Origin of the sequence: Demequina sp. NBRC 110051 (assembly GCF_002090055.1) — a bacterium.
Classification (GTDB): domain Bacteria; phylum Actinomycetota; class Actinomycetes; order Actinomycetales; family Demequinaceae; genus Demequina.
This window is the reverse complement of the sequence record NZ_BBRH01000019.1, coordinates 32,800-53,588: the sequence shown is the minus strand read 5'-3', so window position 1 is coordinate 53,588 and position 20,789 is coordinate 32,800. Positions and strand designations below refer to the sequence as shown.

General features: G+C 70.6%; 21 protein-coding genes and 1 tRNA gene. 6 read left to right on the top strand and 16 right to left on the bottom strand.

The annotated features are described in order from the left end of the window. Positions 1-18 precede the first annotated feature (18 nt). A complete protein-coding gene (locus B7K20_RS11610) occupies positions 19-1,161 on the bottom strand; it encodes a site-2 protease family protein (RefSeq protein ID WP_084102684.1) in 1,143 nt (380 codons plus the stop codon). Positions 1,162-1,235: 74 nt separating this feature from the next. On the opposite strand from B7K20_RS11610, the gene B7K20_RS11605 reads away from it, so the two are divergent. Beyond that, positions 1,236-2,072 carry a PD-(D/E)XK nuclease family protein gene (locus B7K20_RS11605; protein ID WP_200809091.1) on the top strand — a complete coding sequence of 279 codons (837 nt, stop codon included), beginning with the start codon at positions 1,236-1,238 and terminating at the stop codon, positions 2,070-2,072. A 30-nt stretch (positions 2,073-2,102) separates the two neighbouring features. Next, positions 2,103-3,194, top strand: coding sequence for a Gfo/Idh/MocA family protein (locus tag B7K20_RS11600; protein ID WP_084102683.1), 1,092 nt, complete (start codon positions 2,103-2,105; stop codon positions 3,192-3,194). Positions 3,195-3,203: 9 nt separating this feature from the next. On the opposite strand, the gene B7K20_RS11595 is transcribed toward B7K20_RS11600, so the two are convergent. Continuing rightward, positions 3,204-3,893 carry an HAD family phosphatase gene (locus B7K20_RS11595; protein WP_234985819.1) on the bottom strand — a complete coding sequence of 230 codons (690 nt, stop codon included), beginning with the start codon at positions 3,891-3,893 and terminating at the stop codon, positions 3,204-3,206. A 24-nt stretch (positions 3,894-3,917) separates the two neighbouring features. On the opposite strand from B7K20_RS11595, the gene B7K20_RS11590 reads away from it, so the two are divergent. Then, positions 3,918-4,775, top strand: a complete 858-nt coding sequence (locus B7K20_RS11590; protein ID WP_084102682.1) for a PAC2 family protein — start codon at positions 3,918-3,920, stop codon at positions 4,773-4,775. A gap of 78 nt (positions 4,776-4,853) precedes the next feature. On the opposite strand, the gene B7K20_RS11585 is transcribed toward B7K20_RS11590, so the two are convergent. Then, positions 4,854-5,714 (bottom strand): undecaprenyl-diphosphate phosphatase, encoded by an 861-nt coding sequence (locus B7K20_RS11585; RefSeq protein WP_084102681.1) that lies wholly within the window; start codon positions 5,712-5,714, stop codon positions 4,854-4,856. A gap of 67 nt (positions 5,715-5,781) precedes the next feature. Between B7K20_RS11585 and B7K20_RS11580 the strand changes: the two genes are divergently transcribed. Next, entirely contained in the window at positions 5,782-6,744 is a 963-nt protein-coding gene (locus B7K20_RS11580; RefSeq protein WP_084102680.1) for an aldo/keto reductase, read from the top strand. Positions 6,745-6,761: 17 nt separating this feature from the next. Here the strand turns inward: B7K20_RS11580 and B7K20_RS11575 are convergent, their stop codons facing one another. Further along, positions 6,762-7,052, bottom strand: coding sequence for a hypothetical protein (locus B7K20_RS11575; RefSeq protein ID WP_084102679.1), 291 nt, complete (start codon positions 7,050-7,052; stop codon positions 6,762-6,764). 42 nt (positions 7,053-7,094) lie between these two features. On the opposite strand from B7K20_RS11575, the gene B7K20_RS11570 reads away from it, so the two are divergent. Continuing rightward, the gene (locus B7K20_RS11570; protein ID WP_234985818.1) at positions 7,095-7,352 is read left to right on the top strand and encodes a DUF5703 family protein; all 258 of its coding nucleotides are present in this window, start codon (positions 7,095-7,097) and stop codon (positions 7,350-7,352) included. A 141-nt stretch (positions 7,353-7,493) separates the two neighbouring features. Here B7K20_RS11570 and B7K20_RS11565 read toward each other — a convergent pair whose 3' ends face one another. Then, positions 7,494-8,789 (bottom strand): M20/M25/M40 family metallo-hydrolase, encoded by a 1,296-nt coding sequence (locus B7K20_RS11565; protein WP_084102678.1) that lies wholly within the window; start codon positions 8,787-8,789, stop codon positions 7,494-7,496. A 111-nt stretch (positions 8,790-8,900) separates the two neighbouring features. Next, positions 8,901-9,044 carry a GPGG-motif small membrane protein gene (locus tag B7K20_RS13150; protein ID WP_200809090.1) on the bottom strand — a complete coding sequence of 48 codons (144 nt, stop codon included), beginning with the start codon at positions 9,042-9,044 and terminating at the stop codon, positions 8,901-8,903. A gap of 182 nt (positions 9,045-9,226) precedes the next feature. Here B7K20_RS13150 and B7K20_RS11560 point away from each other — a divergent pair, with 182 nt between their 5' ends. Continuing rightward, a complete protein-coding gene (locus B7K20_RS11560; protein WP_200809089.1) occupies positions 9,227-9,859 on the top strand; it encodes a GyrI-like domain-containing protein in 633 nt (210 codons plus the stop codon). Positions 9,860-9,904: 45 nt separating this feature from the next. Here the strand turns inward: B7K20_RS11560 and B7K20_RS11555 are convergent. From B7K20_RS11555 to B7K20_RS11510, 10 genes are all read right to left on the bottom strand, one after another. Continuing rightward, positions 9,905-9,993 (bottom strand) — tRNA-Leu (locus tag B7K20_RS11555). Positions 9,994-10,082: 89 nt separating this feature from the next. Next, positions 10,083-13,466 carry an error-prone DNA polymerase gene (locus B7K20_RS11550; RefSeq protein WP_084102676.1) on the bottom strand — a complete coding sequence of 1,128 codons (3,384 nt, stop codon included), beginning with the start codon at positions 13,464-13,466 and terminating at the stop codon, positions 10,083-10,085. After that, on the bottom strand, positions 13,459-15,156 hold the full coding sequence (locus B7K20_RS11545; RefSeq protein WP_200809088.1) for a DNA polymerase Y family protein: 1,698 nt from the start codon (positions 15,154-15,156) through the stop codon (positions 13,459-13,461). Before B7K20_RS11545 ends, B7K20_RS11550 begins: the two co-directional genes overlap by 8 nt. Then, complete coding sequence (locus tag B7K20_RS11540; protein ID WP_144018663.1) at positions 15,153-15,851, bottom strand: hypothetical protein; 699 nt, start codon at positions 15,849-15,851, stop codon at positions 15,153-15,155. Before B7K20_RS11540 ends, B7K20_RS11545 begins: the two co-directional genes overlap by 4 nt. A gap of 140 nt (positions 15,852-15,991) precedes the next feature. Next, positions 15,992-16,762, bottom strand: a complete 771-nt coding sequence (locus B7K20_RS11535) for an RNA methyltransferase (protein ID WP_234985817.1) — start codon at positions 16,760-16,762, stop codon at positions 15,992-15,994. A gap of 103 nt (positions 16,763-16,865) precedes the next feature. Next, entirely contained in the window at positions 16,866-17,939 is a 1,074-nt protein-coding gene (locus B7K20_RS11530; RefSeq protein WP_084102674.1) for an SPFH domain-containing protein, read from the bottom strand. 1 nt (position 17,940) lies between these two features. Next, the gene (locus B7K20_RS11525; protein WP_084102695.1) at positions 17,941-18,369 is read right to left on the bottom strand and encodes an NfeD family protein; all 429 of its coding nucleotides are present in this window, start codon (positions 18,367-18,369) and stop codon (positions 17,941-17,943) included. Positions 18,370-18,519: 150 nt separating this feature from the next. Further along, a complete protein-coding gene (locus B7K20_RS11520) occupies positions 18,520-19,425 on the bottom strand; it encodes a sulfite exporter TauE/SafE family protein (protein WP_084102673.1) in 906 nt (301 codons plus the stop codon). A gap of 110 nt (positions 19,426-19,535) precedes the next feature. Beyond that, a complete protein-coding gene (locus B7K20_RS11515; protein ID WP_084102672.1) occupies positions 19,536-19,997 on the bottom strand; it encodes an Rrf2 family transcriptional regulator in 462 nt (153 codons plus the stop codon). 4 nt (positions 19,998-20,001) lie between these two features. Beyond that, the gene (locus B7K20_RS11510; RefSeq protein WP_084102671.1) at positions 20,002-20,784 is read right to left on the bottom strand and encodes an ABC transporter ATP-binding protein; all 783 of its coding nucleotides are present in this window, start codon (positions 20,782-20,784) and stop codon (positions 20,002-20,004) included. Positions 20,785-20,789 lie beyond the last annotated feature (5 nt).

Sequence of the window (20,789 nt, the reverse complement as noted above, 5' to 3'; positions counted from 1 at the left end):
CCCCAGTCTAGGTGCGCGCTATTGCAGGGCCTTCATCGCATCGGCCAGCCTCACGACGCCCACGATCGCGCCGCGGTCCACGGCAACCCAGACGTCGGTGCGGCCCCACCACTGCTGCAGGGCGTCCACCAGCGCTTCTCCACCGGCACTGGCCTCGACGGCCGCTCCTCGGGGCAGCGGCATGGTGACGGACTGCAGGCCGGTGGTGGCGCGGTCGTGCTCCTCGACGGCATCGGTGAGCGCGACGGGGAAATGGCCTGCGGCGGCGCCATCGACGGCGAGCACCACCACCTCGACAGCACCTGCGGCCTCAGCAGCGGCGCGAGCCTCGGCCACCGTGACGTGGTGCGCGACGGTCACGGCGGGCACGGTGAGCTCCCGCGCGGTCACGCTGGCACGCTTGCCCAGCGCCTGGGCCACCTTGAGCGCGTTCGACGCCGCTGGCCACAGGATCGCGAAGACGAGCATGGCCCACACGATGTCGAACAGGTCGGGGCTGCGCCCGTTGAGCACGGGGATCGCGAGCGCGACCAGCACGACGCCGACGGCGATGGCGCGACCGGCCCACGCGGCGGCCTTCATGCCCGTGTAACGGTTGCCCGTGACCGACCACACGATGGCCTCGAGCACTCGACCGCCGTCCATCGGGATGCCGGGCAGGGCGTTGAAGATCGCCAGGATCAGGTTGGCCCACGCAACCCATTGCACGATGACGTACAACGTCACGTCGCCCAGCACCCAGTCCATGAGGGAGGGCTCGAGCGCGCCCGTCGCGAGCGGGATCCAGGCGAGGCCCGCGAGGACCAGGTTTGCGACGGGACCCGCGGCGGAGGTCGTGCCCATGACGACGGGGGTCAGGGCGCGGGCGTCATAACTCGTGTGCCCTCCCCACAGGGTCAGAACGATCTCGTTGACGTCGCGCTTGAACGCCCGGGCCGTCGCGGCGTGCGCGACTTCGTGCAGGAACACCGAGACGAACAGCAGCACGGCGAGGATCAGGCCTACCGTGAAGGTGCGCCGGCTCAGTTCCACGCCGCCGCTGGTCGCGAACAGCAGCGCGAGGATCACGAGCATCACGAGGGTCGAGTACTGGACGACGATGCGAGCGCCAAAGATCCGCCCGAGCGTCAGGCCACGGGTGGGGCGCGGGGACTGCGTCATGGGTTCCACCGTAGACGGTCGCGTGGGCGCGCCCGTGCCGCGGCGGTGTCGGAGGGTGCACCTACCCTGGTCACATGTCGCGTCGCTCCCCCGCCCTGTCGCCCTCGCGCGCGGGCGACTTCCGCCAGTGCCCGCTCATGTACCGCCTGCGGGTGGTGGACAAGATCCCCGAGCCGCCGTCCGCAGCCGCCACACTCGGCACCCTCGTGCACTCGGTGCTCGAGCACCTGTACGACAAGCCCGCGCTCGAACGCACCGAAGCCACGGCATCGGCCATGCTCGAGCCCCAGTGGCGCGCCATGCTCGAGCGCGATCCAGCGCTCGGCGAGCTCCACGAGGACGCCGCGGCCGAGGCTGCGTGGCTCGCGGACGGCCGCGGCCGCCTCGCCACGTACTTCACGATGGAGAATCCGCAGCGCCTCGAGCCCGCGGGACGCGAGGAGTTCGTCGAACTGCAGCTGCCCGAGGGCCCGCTGCTGCGTGGCTTCATCGACCGCGTCGACGTGGCCCCTGACGGCTCGATCCGCATCATCGACTACAAGACGGGCAAGACCCCGCTGCCGCAGTATGGGCACAAGGAAAAGTTCCAGATGCGCTTCTATGCGCTGCTCGTCGAACGGCTCCGGGGTCGACGTCCCTCGCTGCTGCAACTGCTGTTCCTCAAGGACGGGGGCACGTTGGTGCTCCGACCCAGCGACGACGACCTCGCGCAGATCGAGTTCGAGGTCCGCGAGCTGTGGGACGACATCCTGGGCGCGGCGCGTGCGGGAGCGTTCCGCAGCAAGAAGTCCAAGCTGTGTGGCTGGTGTTCCTTCCAGTCGCTGTGCCCCGAGTTCGGCGGCGTCACTCCCCCGCTTGACCCCGACGCGGTCGAGCGCGCGCTCGGGGTGAGGCCGGTCCCGGCCGCCTGACCTCCCCTCCCTTCTAAGAAAGGACGATCAATGACGATCCCCAGCCCCGCGAGCTACGCCGTGGTCGGATACGGCTGGCGCGCGCCGTTTTTCTTGCGCCCCGCCCAGTTACTGCCCGATCAGTTCCGCGTGACGGGCGTCATCACCCGCACCGCCGAGCGCGGCGAGCAGGCCCGAGCGGAGCGTGGCCTCGCATCGTGGCGCTCGCTCGCCGAGGCCGTCGCGGCGGACCGGCCGGACTTCGTGGTCGTCTCGGTCCCGTGGGAGGCGGCGCCCCAGGTGACGCGCGAGGCGGTCGCGCTGGGCCTGCCGGTGCTGTGCGAGACGCCGCCGGCGCCCGACCTCGAGGGCCTTCACCGGCTGTGGGCGGACGTGGGAGACCCCGGCCTGGTCCAGATCGCCGAGCAGTACCCGGGCTACCCCGGGCACGTGGCACGCCGCGCGGTCGTCGAGCGCGGTCTCATCGGCCGCGTCAACGAGGTCGAGGTGTCCTCGACGCACCTGTATCACGCGATGGCTGTCTTGCGCTCGATGCTGGGGGTCGGCGACGAGGGTGCGCGCATCACGGCGTTTCCGAAGTCCCATCCCCTGGTCGATCCGCACACGCGCGAGGGCTGGACCGACGACGACACGGAGCAAGACGCCATTACCCTGCGGGCCATCCTCGAATTCGAGTCCGGCCGGGTGGGCACCTACGACTTCACCGACAACCAATGGTGGAACGCGCTACGCGCCGACCGCATCGCGGTGCGTGGCTCGCGCGGCGAGGTGGTCGACGACCGCGTCACGGCGCTCACCGGCACGCGCACCATCACGACGACGCGCCTCGAGCGCCGCCACACCGGCGTCGAGCTGAACCTCGAGGGCAATGACTTGGACCACATCGCACTCGGCACCGACGTGCTCTATCGCAACCGGTGGACCGGCACGCGCATGGCGGACGACGAGATCGCCGTCACCGACCTGCTCGCCGGCATGAGCGCATGGATTCACGACGGGGCGAGCGCGCCCTACCCGCTCGCGGACGGCGCCCAGGACTGGGCGCTCGCGCTCACGATGCAGCAGGCGGCCTCCGCCGGCGCGCCGGCGACCCTCGAGCGTCAGCCGTGGGCGCGGGGATAGCCGTCGGCGCTAGCGCTCCTCGCCCAACTCGTCGATGACCTCGCCACCGGCGACCCGCGTGAGCGTCTGAACCGTCCAGCCGTCGAGCCCGCGCACGCGGCTGAGCCCCGCACGCGGCTCGAGCGGCACGATGCGCCGCACGCCCACGGTGCGAGCACCCGCGCTCCACGCCGAACCCACGCCCGAAGGCGAGTCCTCGATCGCCACGCAGTCGGCGATGTCGACACCGAGTTCGCGCGCCGCGGTGAGGTACGCCTCGGGATCCGGCTTGCCGCGGCTGACCCGATCCCCGGTGACGACCACGGAAAAGGCCTCGGGAACCGAGGCCAGGAACGCATCGGCCATCCGCGTGTAGGACATCGTCACCAGCGCACACGGGATGCCAGCGGCGACGGCGGCCTCAAGCAGGCGGCGCGCGTCATCCTGCCACGGCACGTGCCCGCGGACGTCGTCGCTCACGCGCATGAGGAGGAACGCAATGATGTCGTCGATCTCCATGTCGACTCCCCGATCGCGGAGCACCTGGGCCGACACGGTGAGCGGGTTGCCGACCAGGCCCAGGCCGTCCTCGTGGGTCCAGGGGACACCGAAGCGGCCGGCGAGCTCGGTCTCCGCCGCAATCCAATACGGCTCGGAGTCGATGAGGGTGCCGTCCATATCCCACAGGACGGCGGCGGGCGCGGATGCGTGCGTAGTCACGGGCCACGAGTCTAGGCTGGGCGGATGGATACGGAGGATCAGGAACCGACGCTCGGCGCGCACGAGACGGTCATGCTCGCCGCGTTCGAAGGGTGGAACGACGCGGGCTCCGCGGCGTCGTCGGCGCTCGACCATCTCGCGACGTGGTGGGACGCCCGCGAACACGCGGCCCTCGATCCCGAGGATTACCACGACTTTCAGGTGAGCCGTCCGACCATCACGCGAGGGCCCACGGGTGAGCGCGTGGTGTCATGGCCCGGCACCGTCCTGTCCACGGCGAGGCCCGAGGGCGGGCCGAAGATTGTGCTCGCGCGCGGCATCGAGCCGTCCATGCGGTGGCGCTCGTTCTGCGCGGAGGTACTGGACCACGCCGAGGACCTGGGCGTCACGACCATCGTGACCGTCGGTGCCCTGCTGGTCGACGTGCCCCACACTCGTCCGCTGCCCACATTCGTCACGAGCGAGGACGACGACGCGCGCGAGGAGTTCGGCCTGGAGCGCTCCGACTACGAGGGCCCCACGGGCATCGTGGGCGTGCTCGGTCACGAGGCTCAACTGCGCGGCATCCGCGTCCTCAGCGTCTGGGTGGGTGTGCCCCACTACATCGCGCATCCGCCGAGCCCCAAGGCTTCCGCGGCCCTACTGACGCAGATCGAGCGACTCATCGGCGTCTCGATCGACCTGGGCGAGCTGCCCGACGAGGCCGAGGCTTGGCAGCGCGGCGCCGACGAGCTCGCCGAGGACGACGAGGAGATCGCCGAGCACGTGCGCCAACTCGAGTCCGTGATGGACGAGACGAGCCTCCCCGAGGCCTCGGGAGACGCGATCGCCGCGGAATTTGAGCGCTTCCTGCGTCGCCGCGACGGCGGCACGGCCAAGTAGCAGCACCGCGCCCACGACCGGCAGCCCGCGCGAAAGGCGAGCCGATGCGCTGGCTCAGCCACGGCATCGGCCGTCCGTTTACAGCGCCGGGACCACTCCCGCGCCGAGCAGCACGACGATGAGGCCGGCGAAGCCCAGGCGGTACCAGACGAACGGCCAGAACGTGCGGTGCGTGATGAGCCTCAGGAACCACACGATGACGGCGTAGCCGACCACGAACGCGACGATGGTCGCGATCACCGTGGCCGCGATCCCCGCGCCGCCCGGCTCGGTCAACTCGCTCGTGTTGGTGACGACCTCGAGTCCCGCCGAACCCAGCACCGCGGGGATGGCCAGCAGGAACGAGTAGCGCGCAGCGGCCTCGCGTGTAAGGCCAAGGAACAGGCCCATGGAGATGGTGCCGCCCGAACGGGACACGCCGGGGATCAGTGCCATCGCCTGGGCGAGGCCCAGGAGCCACGCGTCCTTCGCCGTGAGCGAGTCCAGCTCGCGCGTGCGCTTGCCGATCTTGTCGGCGAAGCCCAGCACCAGGCCGAAGATCGCGAGCACGGCGGCGGTGAGGTACAGGTTGCGCAGGTGCCCCTCGATCGCATCCTGGAACAGCAGTCCCAGCACCACGATGGGGATCGATCCGAGGATCACCCACCAGCCCATCAGGGCATCGGGGCTGCCCTTGCCCAGGCGGTGGGCGCGGTCGGCGCCGTTCTTGCCGCCGAGCGCACGGAACCACGCCGCGATGATCCGAGCAATGTCCTTGCGGAAGTACAGCAGCACCGCGGCCTCGGTGCCCAGCTGGATGATCGCGGTGAAGGCTGCGCCCGGGTCGGCGCCGTGCGGCAACAGCGGGCCAATCACCCTGATGTGTGCGCTGGACGAAATGGGCAGGAACTCCGTGAGTCCCTGCACCAGCCCGAGGATGACCGCTTCCCACCAATCCATGGGCGCAAGGCTAGCGTCCGCGCGTCGCGTCCCCGAGCACCCCGGTCGGTTCGGTAGGTTCGCGTCCATGGAACGCGCACGGGTGGGATCGAGCGGACTCGAGGTGTCACGCCTCGCGCTGGGAACCATGACGTGGTCCCGTGACACCAACGCGGATGAGGCCGGCCAGCAGTTGGACGCCTTCCTGGATGCCGGCGGCTCGCTCCTCGACACCGCGGCCTCGTACGCCGACGGCGGCTCCGAGTCGCTCATCGGCGCCATGCTGGGCGGCACGGTGTCCCGCAGGGATGTGCAGGTGTGCACCAAGGCCGGCATCAAGCGCACCGCGCGTGGCGGCGTCATCGACGCCTCCCGAGACACCCTGCTGGGAACCCTCGACGAGTCGCTCGAGCGGCTCGGCACCGACTACGTCGACCTGTGGCTCGTCCACGCTTATGACGCGGTCACGCCTCTCGAGGAGACGCTTCACGCCCTCGAGATCGCCGTGAACTCGGGTCGCGCGCGCTACGTGGGTGTCTCGAACTTCCCCGCGTGGGCCATGTCACGTATCGCGACGATGGCGACGGGTCGTCCCGCGATCGCCGCGACGCAGGTCGAGTACTCGCTGCTGCAGCGCGGGATCGAGCGCGAGGTCGTTCCCGCCGCCGAGGCACTCGGCATGGGCATCCTGGGCTGGTCTCCCCTCGGACGAGGTGTGCTGACGGGCAAGTACCGCGACGCCATCCCGGCCGATTCTCGCGCCGCGTCCGAGCACCTGTCCGGCTTTGTTGCTCCATACATGGGGCAGCGTGCCGGCGCGGTGGTGAGCGCCCTCGAGACCGCTGCGGAGGGGCTGGGATGGTCCCCGCTCGAGACGGCGCTGGCGTGGGTGCTCGGCAGACCCGGCCTCGCAAGCGCGATCGTGGGCGCCCGCACCGCGGCGCAACTGACTCCGGCGCTCGCCGCGGCCGATTTGGACCTGCCCCCGGCCATCGGGGACGCGCTCGACGAGGTCTCCGCCCCCGTCCTCGGATATCCCGAGCGGAGGTAGACGATGACGACAGGCGCCTACTCGTTCCTCAGGTCGAAGTCGTCCATGTCGTCGTCCATGTCCTCTTCGTCCTCTTCGGCGTGCCCGTCGAGGGAGTCGTCGTCGAAGTCCTCGTCGAGGAGGACCGGCAGCGTCTCCGCGTACTCGATGTCGAGCGCCTCCTCGTACCGGACGAAGGCCTCCGCAAGGGCCTCGTATGCGTCGTCGACGGCGGCATCCTCGTCGCCGCGACGCGACGCCACCGCCCCGAGGTGTTCCTCGAAGGCGGCGGTCAGACGGCGAAGGGCCTCACGGGCATCTGCGCTCATAGTCATGACGATATCCGCGAATGCAGTTCAATGGGAGGTGTGATGAGCAAGCACTCGAACCCGGCCGGAGCACACGTGGTCCACCCGCGTCGTCACCGCGAGCCCGCGACGAGCCGTTTCGAATGGCGCGTCGTGGACATTCCGCGCGACGTGACGCGTGCGGAGGCCCGCTCACTTCTCACCGAGCAGGCCGAGTACGGCCGCTGGGAGCTCGCCCGCTCGCAGAAGTTCATCGGCGGCGCGCGCCGGGTGTGGCTCAAGCGCCGCGTGATGCGGGTGGAGCGCACGGACGCGGCTTAGTCCCGCCCCCTCCCCGGTGCGCCGTTTGGATCCTTTTTCGAGCTCTCAGGGCTGAGAGCAGCACTCATGCACCGCTAGGGCGTGCGCGGCGGCGTCTGTACGGCCGATGCCGTGGCTGGCTAGCCGTCGTGGCGGAGCCGCCTAGCAGCTCGCCAGGAAGCGGCTCAGTACCTTGGTGCCGAAGTGCAGCGAGTCGACTGGGATGCGCTCATCAATGCCGTGGAAGAGGCTCGGGAAGTCGAGATCGGGCGGCAGCTGCAGCGGCGCGAACCCGTAGCCGGCGATGCCCAGCGCGGCGAGGTGCTTATTGTCGGTGCCGCCCATCATGTTGTACGGCAGCACGGTGGCGCCGGGGTCCTCGACCCCGAGAGCGGCCACCATCTTCTCCACGAGGGGCACGTCGAACGGCGCCTCGAGGCTGCGCTCGGTGATGTAGGGCTCGACCTTCACGTGGGTGCCGGCGAGCTCCTCGATCTGGCGTAGCACCTGCTCCTGTTGCCCAGGGAGGAAGCGGGTGTCGACGTACCCGATCGCGGTGTCAGGCACCACGTTCGTCTTGTAGCCCGCGTCCATCATGGTGGGGTTCGCGGTGTTGCGGATCGAGGCGTCGATCATGGGTCCCACCGCGCCGAGCCCGTCGATGAGCTTGCCGATGACCTCGGGCGTGGGCTCGTACTCGATGCCTTCGAGGTCGGCCACTCCGCGCAGCAGCGTCTCCACCGTGGGGGTGACGTCGATGTCCCAACCGTGAGAAGCGATGCGGTGAAGCGCACCCGCGAGGTGAGCGACCGCGTTGTCCGTGTGCACGAGTGAACCGTGCCCCTGCTTGCCGTGCGCGATGAGACGCAGCCACTGAATGCCCTTCTCCGCGGTCTGCAGCAGGTAGGCACGCTTGCCGTTGACGTAGGCGGAGAAGCCTCCCACCTCGCTGACGGCCTCCGTGCAGCCAGCGAAGTCCTCGGGGTGGTTCTCCACCATCCATCCGGCTCCCCTGCGCCCGCCGTGCTCCTCATCGGCGAAAAAAGCGATGACCACGTCGCGCGGGGGCTGCTGGCCGGACTCGATCATCTGCGCCACCGACGCGAGAATCATGGCGTCCATGTTCTTCATGTCGACCGCGCCTCGGCCATAGAGCATGCCGTTCTTGATCTCCGCGCCGAACGGGTCCACCGACCAATCCTCGGCGAAGGCGGGGACCACGTCGAGGTGGCCGTGGAGCACCATGCCCGGGCGGGTGGAGTCGGCGCCCTTCCAGCGGGCGGTGAGGCTCGCGCGGCCCGGCTGGGACTCGCGAATCACCGGGTCCAGGCCCAGGTCGCTGAGGACGTCCGCGACATAGTTGGCGGCCTCGCGCTCGCCGGGGCCGGGATCGTCACCGTAGTTGGAGGTATCGATGCGGATGAGGTCCTGGCAGGTGCGGACGACGTCGAGACTCATGCGATCAGGCTAACGGGCTGGGGCAGACATGACGACGCCCGCCCAGCCGCCCCAAGAAGGCAAGAGCGGCAGGGCGGGCGTTCCGGGAACAGCCGGCGTAGGGCCGGCTCATCAGGTGAAGATGCTGACGCCTCCGGGGCCGATCAGCAGGCCGACCACGATGAGGATGACTCCCCACAGCACGTCCTTTTGGACGATGCGCACGATGCCGAAGACAACAAGCAAAACGGCGATGATCCACAAAATGGTGGCCATGAGCTTCTCTCCCTTGCCACGTTGGGGTGTACTGCATCGGACGCACAAGTCAACTGCGATGTCGCTCCTGCTATTCCCGCGACGGTCACCACGCTGTCGGCGCAGTACTGCCGCAGTATTGTGAAGCGACGGGCGTGACGCCTCCGTCGCGCGACGTCTACGAGCGAGACGAGGTGACGTCAGTGACCGTCGACAAGGTCGACCTCAAACGCTCGCTCGACAGCTATCGGGCCAGGTACGGGCAGTTTCGCGTCCTGACGGTGCCCCCGATGAGATACCTCGCGCTCGACGGCTACGGAGACCCCAACACCTCCGCCCTCTACGCGGACACCGTGGCGTCGCTCTATTCGCTTGCATACGCAGTGAAGAACATCAGCAAGCGCGAGGCGGGTCGGGACTTTGTGGTGCCGCCTCTCGAGGGACTGTGGTGGGCCGATGACATGGCAACCTTCACCGTCGCGCGGGACAAGTCACGGTGGCACTGGACCGTGATGATCGCATTGCCAGAGTGGATCGAGGCCGGACAGGTCGACGCGGCGGCGTCCGCGCTCGCTGCCACACCCAAGGCTCCCCGGCTCGGCGATGTCCGCGTGCTCTCGCTCGACGAGGGGCTTGCGGTGCAGACACTCCACGTGGGCCCATACGACGACGAGGGTCCTGTCCTCGACGAGCTCCATCGCCGATTCTTGCCAGAGCACGGGTACGTTCCTCGCGGCCTGCACCACGAGATCTACCTGGGCGATCCTCGCCGCACGGCACCCGAACGTTTGCGCACGATCCTGCGTCAACCGGTGCACGAGCGCCACACGGCCTGAGGAAACGACGAAGGGCCGGAGCGTCTGCTCCGGCCCTGCATCTTGTGGTGTCCGAGGGGGGACTTGAACCCCCACGCCCTAATACGGGCACTAGCACCTCAAGCTAGCGCGTCTGCCAATTCCGCCACCCGGACGGGGTGACTGCTCTGCTCTTGCGAGCGGATCAGCGAGAAGAAACTCTAGCACGGCTCTGGCAGGTGTTTTCACCATCAAGGCGAAACCTTCACCGAAAGTCGCGGCTCCTCGACGGCACCTTCAGTGACAGCGCGGACAGGTGCTCGGCAACAAGGTTCGTGGCGCCGTCTGCGCGCTCGATGCGGCCGCGGATGACGAGCGCCGGCGAGCGCCGCGCGACCGCCTGGAATCGTTTCCATAGCCCGCGCGAGCAGATGACGTTGAGGAACCCCGTCTCATCCTCCAGCGACAGGAACGTCACGCCCTTCGCCGTGCCCGGGCGCTGACGGTGCGTCACCACACCGGCCACGCTCACGCGCCGCTCGGCCTCGTGGCCCAGCACTCCCGCCACGGTGAGGACACCCTGGGCATCGAGCCCGTCGCGCACGAACACCGTCGGGTAAGTGTCGGTCGAGACCCCCGACGCCCACACGTCGGCGATGGCCTCCTCCACCACGCTCATGCCCGGCAGCATAGGCGCGTCGACACCCGGCGCGGTGCCGGGCAGGGTGTCCGGACCCTCGAGCGACAGCGCGCCCGAGGCCCACAGCCCCTCGCGGCGCGTCACGCCGAAGGACTCGAGTGCGCCCGCGGTGGCGAGCGCCTCCCACTGCGCGGTGGTGAGCCCCTTCTCGGCGGCAAGCCCCGCCTGGCCCGAGACGCCGGACGGCCGCACACGCACACGCCTGGCCATGTCGCGCAGGTCGCCGAACGGCCGTTCGGCGCGGGCGTCGACGATGGCCTGGGCGGCATCGGCCCCGAGCCCTCGCACCGAGGCGAGACCCATGCGGACGGCGAGCGTGCGGTCCACGTGGGTCAGCCTCGCCATGTCACGGCGTACCTCGCCGGGCACCTCGAAGGGCGAGCCGAGCCGTTCGACCCGAGCCAACGCATCGGACCTCGCCACACACGGGCGGAGGATGACCTGGCCGTGACGCCTGGCATCGGCAGCAAGCGACTGCGGGCTGTAGAAACCCATGGGCTGCGCGGCCAGCAGGCCCGCGTAGAAGGCGGCTGGCCGGTGGACCTTGAGCCAGCTTGAGGCGTAGACGAGGTAGGCAAACGAATAGGAGTGCGACTCGGGAAAGCCGAAGTCGGAAAACGCCTTGAGCTTGTCGAAGATCTGCGCGGCGATGTCCGCGGTGATGCCGCGCTCGTTCGCGCCGACCATGAAGCGTGCGCGCAGCGCCTCCATGCGTTCGGGGCTGCGCTTGGAGCCCATGGCGCGGCGGAGCTGATCGGCGAGCGCGCCGTCGAAGCCCGCGCAGTCCATCGCCATCTGCATGAGCTGCTCCTGGAACAGCGGCACGCCCAGCGTCTTGCCCAGCGACTTCTGGAGCAGCGGGTGCAGGTAGGTGACCTCCTCGCGGCCGCGGGCGCGGTTGATGTAGGGATGCACGGAGCCGCCCTGGATGGGGCCGGGGCGGATGAGGGCGACCTCGATCACGATGTCGTAGAAGCGTCGCGGCCTGAGGCGTGGCAGGGTGGCCATCTGGGCGCGCGACTCGACCTGGAACACGCCCACCGTGTCCGCGGCGCACAGCAGGTCGTACACCTCCGGGTCCTCCTGGGGCAGCGAGTGCAGTCCCAGGTTCTCTCCGGCGACGTCGCGCATGTAGCCGAAGGCGTACCTCAGCGCCGACAGCATGCCCAGGCCCAGCAGGTCGAACTTCACCAGGCCCGCGTCGGCGCAGTCGTCCTTGTCCCATTGCAGAACGGTGCGGCCGGGCATGCGTGCCCACTCCACGGGGCACACGTCGATCACGGGCCGGTCGCACAGCACCATGCCGCCGGGGTGGATACCGAGGTGGCGTGGCAGACGCATGAAGCGGTCGGCGAGGTCGAGGACGGGCTCGGGGATGTGGTCGAGGTCCTGGGACGGCGGCGGCTCGGGCCACATGGCGTCGCGCTGCTTGGCGGCCCACTCCTCTTGTTTTTCCTGCGGGATGCGCAGGCTCCCCCACCTGTCGATGCTCGTGGACCACGCGTCTTGCTGGCCGGCGTCGTACCCGAGCGCCTTGGCGGCGTCGCGCACCGCCGAGCGCGGCCGGTACTGGATGACGTTGGCGACCATGGCCGCGTTGATGCGGCCAAACCGCCGGAAGACGTACTGGATGACCTCCTCGCGCCTATCGGATTCGATGTCCACGTCGATGTCGGGCGGGCCGTCGCGCTCGGGGGCGAGGAAGCGCTCGAACAGCAGGCCGTGAGTGACGGCGTCCACGGCGGTGACGCCGAGCGCGAAGCACACCGCAGAGTTGGCGGCCGATCCCCTGCCCTGGCACAGGATGTCGGACTCCCGGCAGAAGTTCACGATGTCGTGGACGATGAGGAAGTAGCCGGGGAAGTCCAGCGCCTCGATGACGTTCATCTCGTGCTCGATCTGGGCCCACGCGCCGGGCACACGCTCCGCATGGGGCGGCCCGTAGCGCTCGTAGGCGCCGCGGCGCACCAGTTCGCGCAGCCACGAGGCCTCGGAGTGCCCCTCCGGCACGGGGTACGGCGGCAGGTGCGGGGCGACCAACTGGAGGTCGAAGGCGCATTCGTCGGCCAGGGCCGCCGCGGCGGCGACGGCCTGCGGGTGACGGCGGTGGCGCACCAGCATCTCGGCCGCGGAGCGCAGGTGGCCCGCGGCCCCGGCTGGAAGCCAGCCGTCCATGTCGTCCAGCGACGAGCGGGCGCGCACGGCGGCGACCGCCGCCGCGAGATCCGCATCGCGAGGGGACGCGTAGTGCGCGTTCGTGGTGGCCACGAGCGGCAGGTCGGCGTCGAAGGCGAGGTCGGCCAGGGCATCGGCGATCTCGGAATCGAACGGGTCGCCGCTGTCGGTGATCTCGACGGCGACGTTGTCGCGACCAAACAACCCCACGAGCCGGTCGAGCTCGCGGCGCGCGGCCGCGTGCCCCGCGCGGGTGACCGCACCGTCGAGCGGGTTGGCGCCGGGTACTCCCACGCCCGCGAGGGCCCGGCGCACCGAGCCCTTACGGCAGCCGGTGAGCACCAGGAACTCGCCGTCGCCCGTGGCCGCCAAGTCCTCCAAGGTGTAGCGGGCCAGGCCCTTCTCGCCGGTCGCGAGGTGGGCCATGCCGATGGCGTGCGACAGCCTGCCGTAGCCGCTGGCCCCGCGCGCGAGGACCAACACGTGAGCGCCGCGCGGGTCGGGCTTGCCGGTGGGCGGGTCGAGCACGGGCGGGCCGCCGGGGGTCTCGGGCGCGGCGAGGTGCAGTTCGGCACCGAACACCGTGGGGAGGTCGATGGCGCGCGCGGCGTTGGCGAACCGCACCGCGCCGTAGAGGCCGTCGTGGTCGGTGATGGCGAGGGCGCTGAGGCCTAGACGGCCCGCCTCGGCCGCCATCTCCTCGGGATGGCTCGCGCCGTCGAGGAAGCTGAAGGCGCTGTGGGCGTGCAGCTCGGCGTAGCGAGGTTCAGTCATAGATCGCCTCGAGCCACCATTGGCCGGCGGAGAAGGCGGCGAGCAACGCCGGCCCCCCGTCGGCGCGGCGCAACGCGACCTGCAGGTAGGCGCGCCGGGAGGCATCGGCCGACCACCATCGCTCGGCGATGGGCCACGGTCCCGCCCACGCCTCGACGGGCTGAGCCTCGCCCCAGGTGGGCTCCTCCCCCAGGTGGCCCGCAGCCGGGTGACGCCTGGCCGCGGCGGCGCGCGCCTTGCCGGGATCGGCTTGGAGCCGCACCCAGGTGGGCGGGGCGGTGAGGGCCAGGCGACGGTCGACGATGACGGGGCTGCCGCCGGCATCGAGGACCTGCATGGGCTCGGGCAGCGGCAGCACAGTCGCGGGTGCGGGGTCGGGGATGCGTCCGGGCCACGGGTGCTCGACCTTGCGCGCGGCGGGCACCTCCTGCCCCCACGGCGCCGCAAGCACGCGATCGCGCGGCGACCGGCCACCCTGCTCGCGCACCGCCAGCACGGCATCGGACCCCAACAGGGACTGCATGCGCTCCACGGTGCGCTGGGCACGCGAGTCGGCGCCTGACGCTCCTCCCCACAGGAAGGCCTGCTCGTCCCCCAGCGCGATGACGTCCTGCGCGGTGAGGCTGAGGCTCGTCAGCGGCGCCGGCTCGGGACCGTTCGCGGTGCCCGACAGCCATCCCTCAAGTTGCCAGCGCACGCGGTCGGCCATGTGGCGGGAAAAAGCGCCCGCACGCGAGCCGACATCGGTACGCCACACCCTTTCGAGGGTGTCGCCGCGCTCGGTGCGGGCCGCGATCCTCACGCGCGAGCAGCGCACTCCGGCCGCGAGCAAAGCCTCGTCGAGCCGGCGCGAGGACTCCGCGGCCACGAGCGTGAGCTGCTCGACCCTCTCGGCGGGCTCCTCGAATTCGTACGCCACCTCGATGTCCTCCTCGGAGCGACGCAGGACGGGCGGGCGGACGTCCTCGCCGCGGCCGATGCGGTGGGCCCACCTCCCCACGGGGCCAAACCGTGCGAGCACGTCCCCCGCGGGCAGCGCCGTGAACTGGGCCAGGGTGGTGATGCCCAGTCTGGTCAGCACGCTGACGAGGTCCTCGACCCCCTCGCGTTGACGGCGTTCCATCGCGGCGAGGCTCAGCGCCTCGACGGGGGCGTCAGCGAGGAACTCCGGGGAGCGCCCCGCGGGCACGAGCACCGAGGAACGGGCAGCCATGATCGCGGCCAGCAGCCCGTCGGCGGCCCCCACAGCACACTCGTGACCGGACACCTCGGCCACCGCGCCCACCAGCGCCTCGGCGAGCGCCTCTTCGGAGCCGTGGAACCTCGCCGCACCCTCGGCGGGGATCATCAGCAGTCCCGGCCGGGAGATCTCGACACCCGCCACCACCTCCTCGGCTGCGGCAGCGACCGCCTCGAACTCACGCGCGTCACGTCCCTCGTCGTAGGGCAGGATCTCGAGCTCGGGGCACGCCCTCTGCGCCTGGCGCTTGCCGTGACCGCGCCGCACACCGGCCGCACGCGCCGCGGCCGACACCGCGACCATGCCACGCCCATGGAGCACCGCTGCGGGGGCATCGGCCCCGATCCCTGCCGCGCGCGCTGCAGCCGCGACCGGCCAGTCGGGCACCCACAGCACCGCCCGCCGGGTCGCCGTGGCGGGCCCGCCGCGCGCGTGCGCCGGGGCGCTCACGCGACCTCCTCCGCGACGCGGGTGGCGGCGGCACGCATGCCCGTGAGGTCGGCATCGAGAGTGATCCGCACGCGCCTGACGGCGCCCGAGCGGCGGCCCGCGACGGCGATGGACAGGTCACGCTCGCGCAGCCTCCCCTCCCCGGCCCCTAGCCCGCGCCAGGAGGAACGCTCGACGGTCATCGTGGTGTGGGCACCCGCCCACGGGCCGGCGGCAAGGATGACGGAGCCACGCTCGCGCGCACGGGAGGCGAGCCGGCGCCTGTCCGCCTCCGATAGCGCCACCCGCGGCCCCACGAGGGTGACGTCCATCCCATCCACCGCGGCGCCTGCGGCCTCGACGACCTGAGTGCCGGGGTGCGGCACCAGGACCAGCCGCCCGAGGTCGAACCCGCGCCGCGCGGCCGCCACGACGCCCACCGCCGGCATGCCCAGGATTGCGGTCCACGACCCCTGACTCGACGCCGTGGCCGCGAGCGCGAGCATGAGAGAGGTGGAGCCGTCCACGGAGATCACGGAGCCCCGCGCCAGTCCCTCGGGCAGCAACTCAGACAGCAGGTCGTCGAGGGGAAGGCGGGGTCGGTCCCCTGCCTGGCGAGAGGTCCCTACACGGGTCTCGACGGCGCTGAGGGCAGCGCGCGCGGCCGCCAGGCGCTCAGCGCGCGAGCCGAGCGCAGTCCCCTGGCTCTCCAGCATGCGTGCCTCCTGACCTGCGTGCGCCGGGGCTGCACCCCAGTCGCGTTCGAACATATGTTCGATTATCGCAGGAGGCGCCGACATCGTCCATCGACGGCCACACAGGGGACGCCTGCCAGGGCGGACGGCGGGTCAGGCGGTCAGCGCAGGGCCCACAGGGCGACCGCCGATGCCGCGGCCACGTTGAGCGAGTCCACTCCCCCGGCCATGGGGATGGTGACGACGGCATCGGCCGCGCGCTGGGCGGCTCGGGTGAGCCCATCGCCCTCGGCGCCCATCACGACCGCCACGCGCTCGTGACCGGCGGCCGCGAACTCGTCCAGCGACACCGCGTCGTCCGCGAGCGCGAGCGCGGCCACCACAAAGCCGGCGTCCTTCACTTGGCCCAACGCACCCGGCCACTCGTCGGCGCGCGTCCACGGCACCTGGAACACCGTGCCCATGGACACCTTGACGCTGCGTCGGTACAGCGGGTCGGCGCAGGTAGGGGCGCAGATGATCGCGTCGGCGCCAATGCCCGCCGCCGAGCGGAAGATCGCGCCCACGTTGGTGTGGTCGACGATGCCCTCGAGCACTACCACTCGCTTGGCGTCCCTCACCAACTCCGCGACCGACGGCAGCGCGGGGCGTTCCATCGCCGCGAGCGCGCCGCGATGCACCTGGAACCCCGTGACGGCCTCGAGCTCCTCCTCGGAGCGCACCAGCACGGGGGCGTCGACGCCGGCGGCGGCGAGGGCCTCCCTGGCACTGGATTCCCAGCGCGGGCTCACCAGGATGGACCGGGGCGTGTGCCCGGCGGCCAGGGCACGCTCGATAACCTTCGCACCCTCGGCCATGTACAGGCCGCGCTCGGGCTCAAGTTTGCGGCGCAGCGCCACGTCGGTGAGGTCGCGATAATCGTCGAGAAGCACAGACCTAGTGTGACAGCAACGGTGAGCGCCCCATGGGGCTCACGGATTCGCTGAGAGCGACGGTGAGCGTCCCATGGGGCGCTTGAGGTGGTGCGGACGCTGGCTACTGGCCGCGCTCCGCGTCCGGGTCGAAGGGGCGGCCCGAGCGGGTGCCCGAGTCGGTCGCGTCGGACGTGGCGTCCTCGACCTCCTGCTTGGCCAGGCGCAACGCCTCGGCGGGATCGGTCAGGGCGGAGGTGATGCGCGACTTGCGCTCCTTGCCGCGCTCGGGGTCGCGCCCCAGGGGCTCGAGCTCCTCCTCCTGGCCGAAGGCCGCGGAGATGGACTTGAGCGCGCCGGTGAACTCGGTGGGCACAAACCAGATCTTGTTGGACTCGGTCTTCGCAATCTCGGGCAGCACCTGGAGGTACTGGTAGGCGAGCAGCTTGGAGTCGGCGTCGCCCTCGTGGATGGCGTCGAACACCTGCAGGATCGCGCGCGCCTCACCCTCGGCGGTGAGGATCGCGGCCTGCGCGTCACCCTCGGCCTTGAGGATCGCCGACTGCTTCTGTCCCTCGGCCTCGAGGATCTGTGACTGCTTGACCCCCTCGGCGGTGAGGATCGCGGCGCGACGGTCACGCTCGGCGCGCATCTGCTTCTCCATCGAGTCCTTGACGGACAGCGGCGGGTCGATCGCCTTGAGCTCCACGCGTCCCACGCGGATGCCCCATTTGCCGGTCGCCTCGTCGAGCACCGAGCGCAGCTGGCCGTTGATCTGGTCGCGGCTCGTCAGCGTCTGCTCGAGGTCCATGGTGCCGATGACGTTACGGATCGTGGTGACGGTGAGCTGCTGCATACCGACGATGTAGTTGGCGATCTCATAGACGGCCGCGCGGGCGTCCGTGACCTGGAAGTAGATGACGGTGTCGATCTCGACGACGAGGTTGTCCGAGGTGATGACGGACTGCGGCGGGAAGGACACGACCTGCTCGCGCATGTCGACCTTCTGGCGCACCTTGTCGATGAACGGGACCAGCAGGTGCATGCCGGCCTGCATGGTGCGGCTGTAGCGACCCAGGCGCTCGACCACGCGGGTCTCGGCCTGCGGAACGATCTGGATGGCGCGCGCGATCGCGACGATGACGAACAGCGCGAACGCGATCGCGAGCACGATCGCAATGACTTGGGTGACGGTCACGTCACTCCCCCTTTTCCGGAGCGACGATCGCCGTCGCCCCTCTAATGGCCACGATGGTGACCTCTGTTCCCTCGAGGATCTCGGGCGCGTCGTCCTCAGTGCGCGCGCTCCAGACCTCGCCGGACACCTTGATGCGGCCGCTGGTCTCGGTGACAACGTCGAGCGCACGGGCGGCGGCGCCCACGAGCGCGGCCGTGTTGGTCTCGATCAGTTCACCCTTGCGGCGCAGCGACTTCAGCAGGTATGGGCGCAGCGCGAACAGCAACAGCGCCGCGACCACGCAGGCGATGATGATGCACAGCCACAACGGCGCACCCAGCAATGCGGCCGCGCCGCCCGCGATGGCTCCTCCAGCCAGCATCGCGAACGTGAGGTCGAGGGTGAAGACCTCGACGATGCCGAGGGCCATCGCCCCGATGAACCACCACATGGAATCCACGCGGACCACCTCCTGCCTCGAAACCTAGCAGGGGTGACGCGGCGGCGGCATCGGCCGCGGGGACGACGACGAGCATCGGCCGCGAGGGGGGCGGCCGATGCTCGGGTCGGGGTCCGTACGCAGCGCCCCGGGGGGCGCGGGTTACTCCGCCGCGAGCGCGGGAGACGCCGTGCGTGCCGCGATGGTGTCGCGGCGGTGCGCCCGCCAGGACCATGCCACGGCGCCGATCCACAGCGCGACGATCGCGGCGTAGACGGCGGCCTGCGCCGCGCCGGCGACCGGGATCACCTCCGCGCGGATGAGCGTGCGCGTGTTGGTGAGGATGATGAGCCCACCCACGGCGGCGCCCAGCAGGCGCGGCGGGACGATGCGCACGAGCCAGGCGGCGATGGGCGCCGCGAGCAGGCCGCCGGCGAGCAGCGACAGCACCCACCCGGCGTCGATGCCCGCGGTGCCGATCCCCAGCAGGAAGCCGAGCGACGCGGCGAGCGCCACCAGGAACTCGCTCGTGTCGATGGACCCGATCACCTTGCGCGGCTGCATGCGTCCCGAGGCCAGCAGCGCGGGGGTGCCGACGGGACCCCAGCCGCCGCCACCCGTGGCGTCGACGAATCCAGCAACCAGGCCCAAGGGGGCCAGGAAGCGCTTGCCCAGCGGCCGCCGGTCGGGAGCGACGCGCACGCCCCACAGCGTGAAGCGCAGCAGGACGTACACGCCGAGCGCGAGCAGCACCACCGCCATGACGGGCGCGGCGACCTCGGTCGACAGGCTCGACAACACCGTCGCCCCCAGGAAGGCGCCCGCGGCGCCGGGGATACCCACACGTCTCACCACCCGCCAGTCCACGTTGCCCAGCTTCCAGTGGGCCGCGCCACTCGCGAGCGTGGTGCCCACCTCCGCGAGGTGCACGGTGGCCGATGCCGCCGCCGGGCTGATCCCCGCCGCCAGCAGCAGCGTGGTGGACGTGACGCCGTAGGCCATGCCGAGCGAGCCGTCGACGAGCTGGGCTCCGAAGCCGATGAGGGCGAGAACAATGAGGGAGCGCATGGCCACCTCCCGGGGAGATCGGCGCGCCGGCGCCGGCGGCGATCCTCATCGCCACATCCCCCACATTACCTACTTCCCTAGTAGGAAACAATACCTATCTAACAAGTAGGTTATTGGGGATGGGTCCAGGCCCCCTCGTCGGCGAGCAGCGCCCGCACATCGGCTGGGAGCGCACCGCCTGCCAGATCGGCGAGCGTGACCGCCTCCAGGACCGCGCGCACGTTGGCGCGCAGCGCGACCCATACCTCGAGCAGCGGCGCCGCCGGTCCCTGGTAGTCGAGCTCGGAGGGCCTCTCCCCGCGCACATAGACCAGGGGGCCGTCCACGGCGCGCACCACATCCGCCACCGAAATCTCGGAGGCCGGGCGCGCCAGGCGGTAGCCACCGCCCAGGCCGCGCTGGCTCACCACGAGTCCCTCGGAACGCAGGGCCGTAAGGATCGCCTCGAGGAACTTGCGCGGAATCTGCTGCGCGGCCGCGAGCTCCTCGGACGTGCGCGGGCCCTCGTCCGCGGCGGCGGCCAGCTCGGCCGCGGCCCGTACCGCGTAGTCGGCCTTAGCGGAGATCCTCACGGGATCAGCCCCGGCGGGCCGCCCAGCGGCCCTCGACCTCGGTCAGCACCACAGGCATGCCGTAGGTCGCGGAGAGGTTCTCGGACGTGATGGTCTCGTTCAGCGGCCCCGCGGCGACAATGCGCCCCTCGCGCAGCAGCATGGCGTGGGTGAAGTCCACGGGAATCTCTTCCACGTGATGTGTTACGAGCACCATCGCGGGTGAGCGATAGTCACCGGCGAGCTCCGTGAGCGCCCCGAGCAGTTCCTCGCGGCCTCCCAGGTCGAGCCCTGCGGCGGGCTCATCGAGCAGCAGCAGCTCGGGGTCGGCCATGAGCGCACGGCCGATCTGGACACGCTTGCGCTCGCCCTCGGACAGCGTCCAGAAGCGGCGATCGGCGAAGCCCTGCATGCCGAAGGCTGCGAGCAGCGCCTCGGCACGCTCGATGTCGACGTCCTCGTACTCCTCGCGCCAGCGACCCGTCACACCATGCGCGGCGGTCATGACGACGTCGAGCACGGTCTCGTCGGCCGGGATGCGGTCCGCGAGCGCCGCAGACGTCAGCCCCACGCGGATGCGCAGGTCCTGGACGTCCGAGCGGCCCAAAGTGGCGTCGAGGATGGTGGCCTCGCCGGTGCTCGGATGCATGCGAGCCGAAGCGATAGAGATCAGCGAGGTCTTGCCCGCGCCGTTGGGGCCCAGGATGACCCAGCGGTCGGCGGAGTCCACGCTCCAGTCGATATCGGACAGGATGGCGTTGTCGGAGCGACGCAGCCCCACGCCCTGGAACCTCAGCACCTCGGTCATGATGC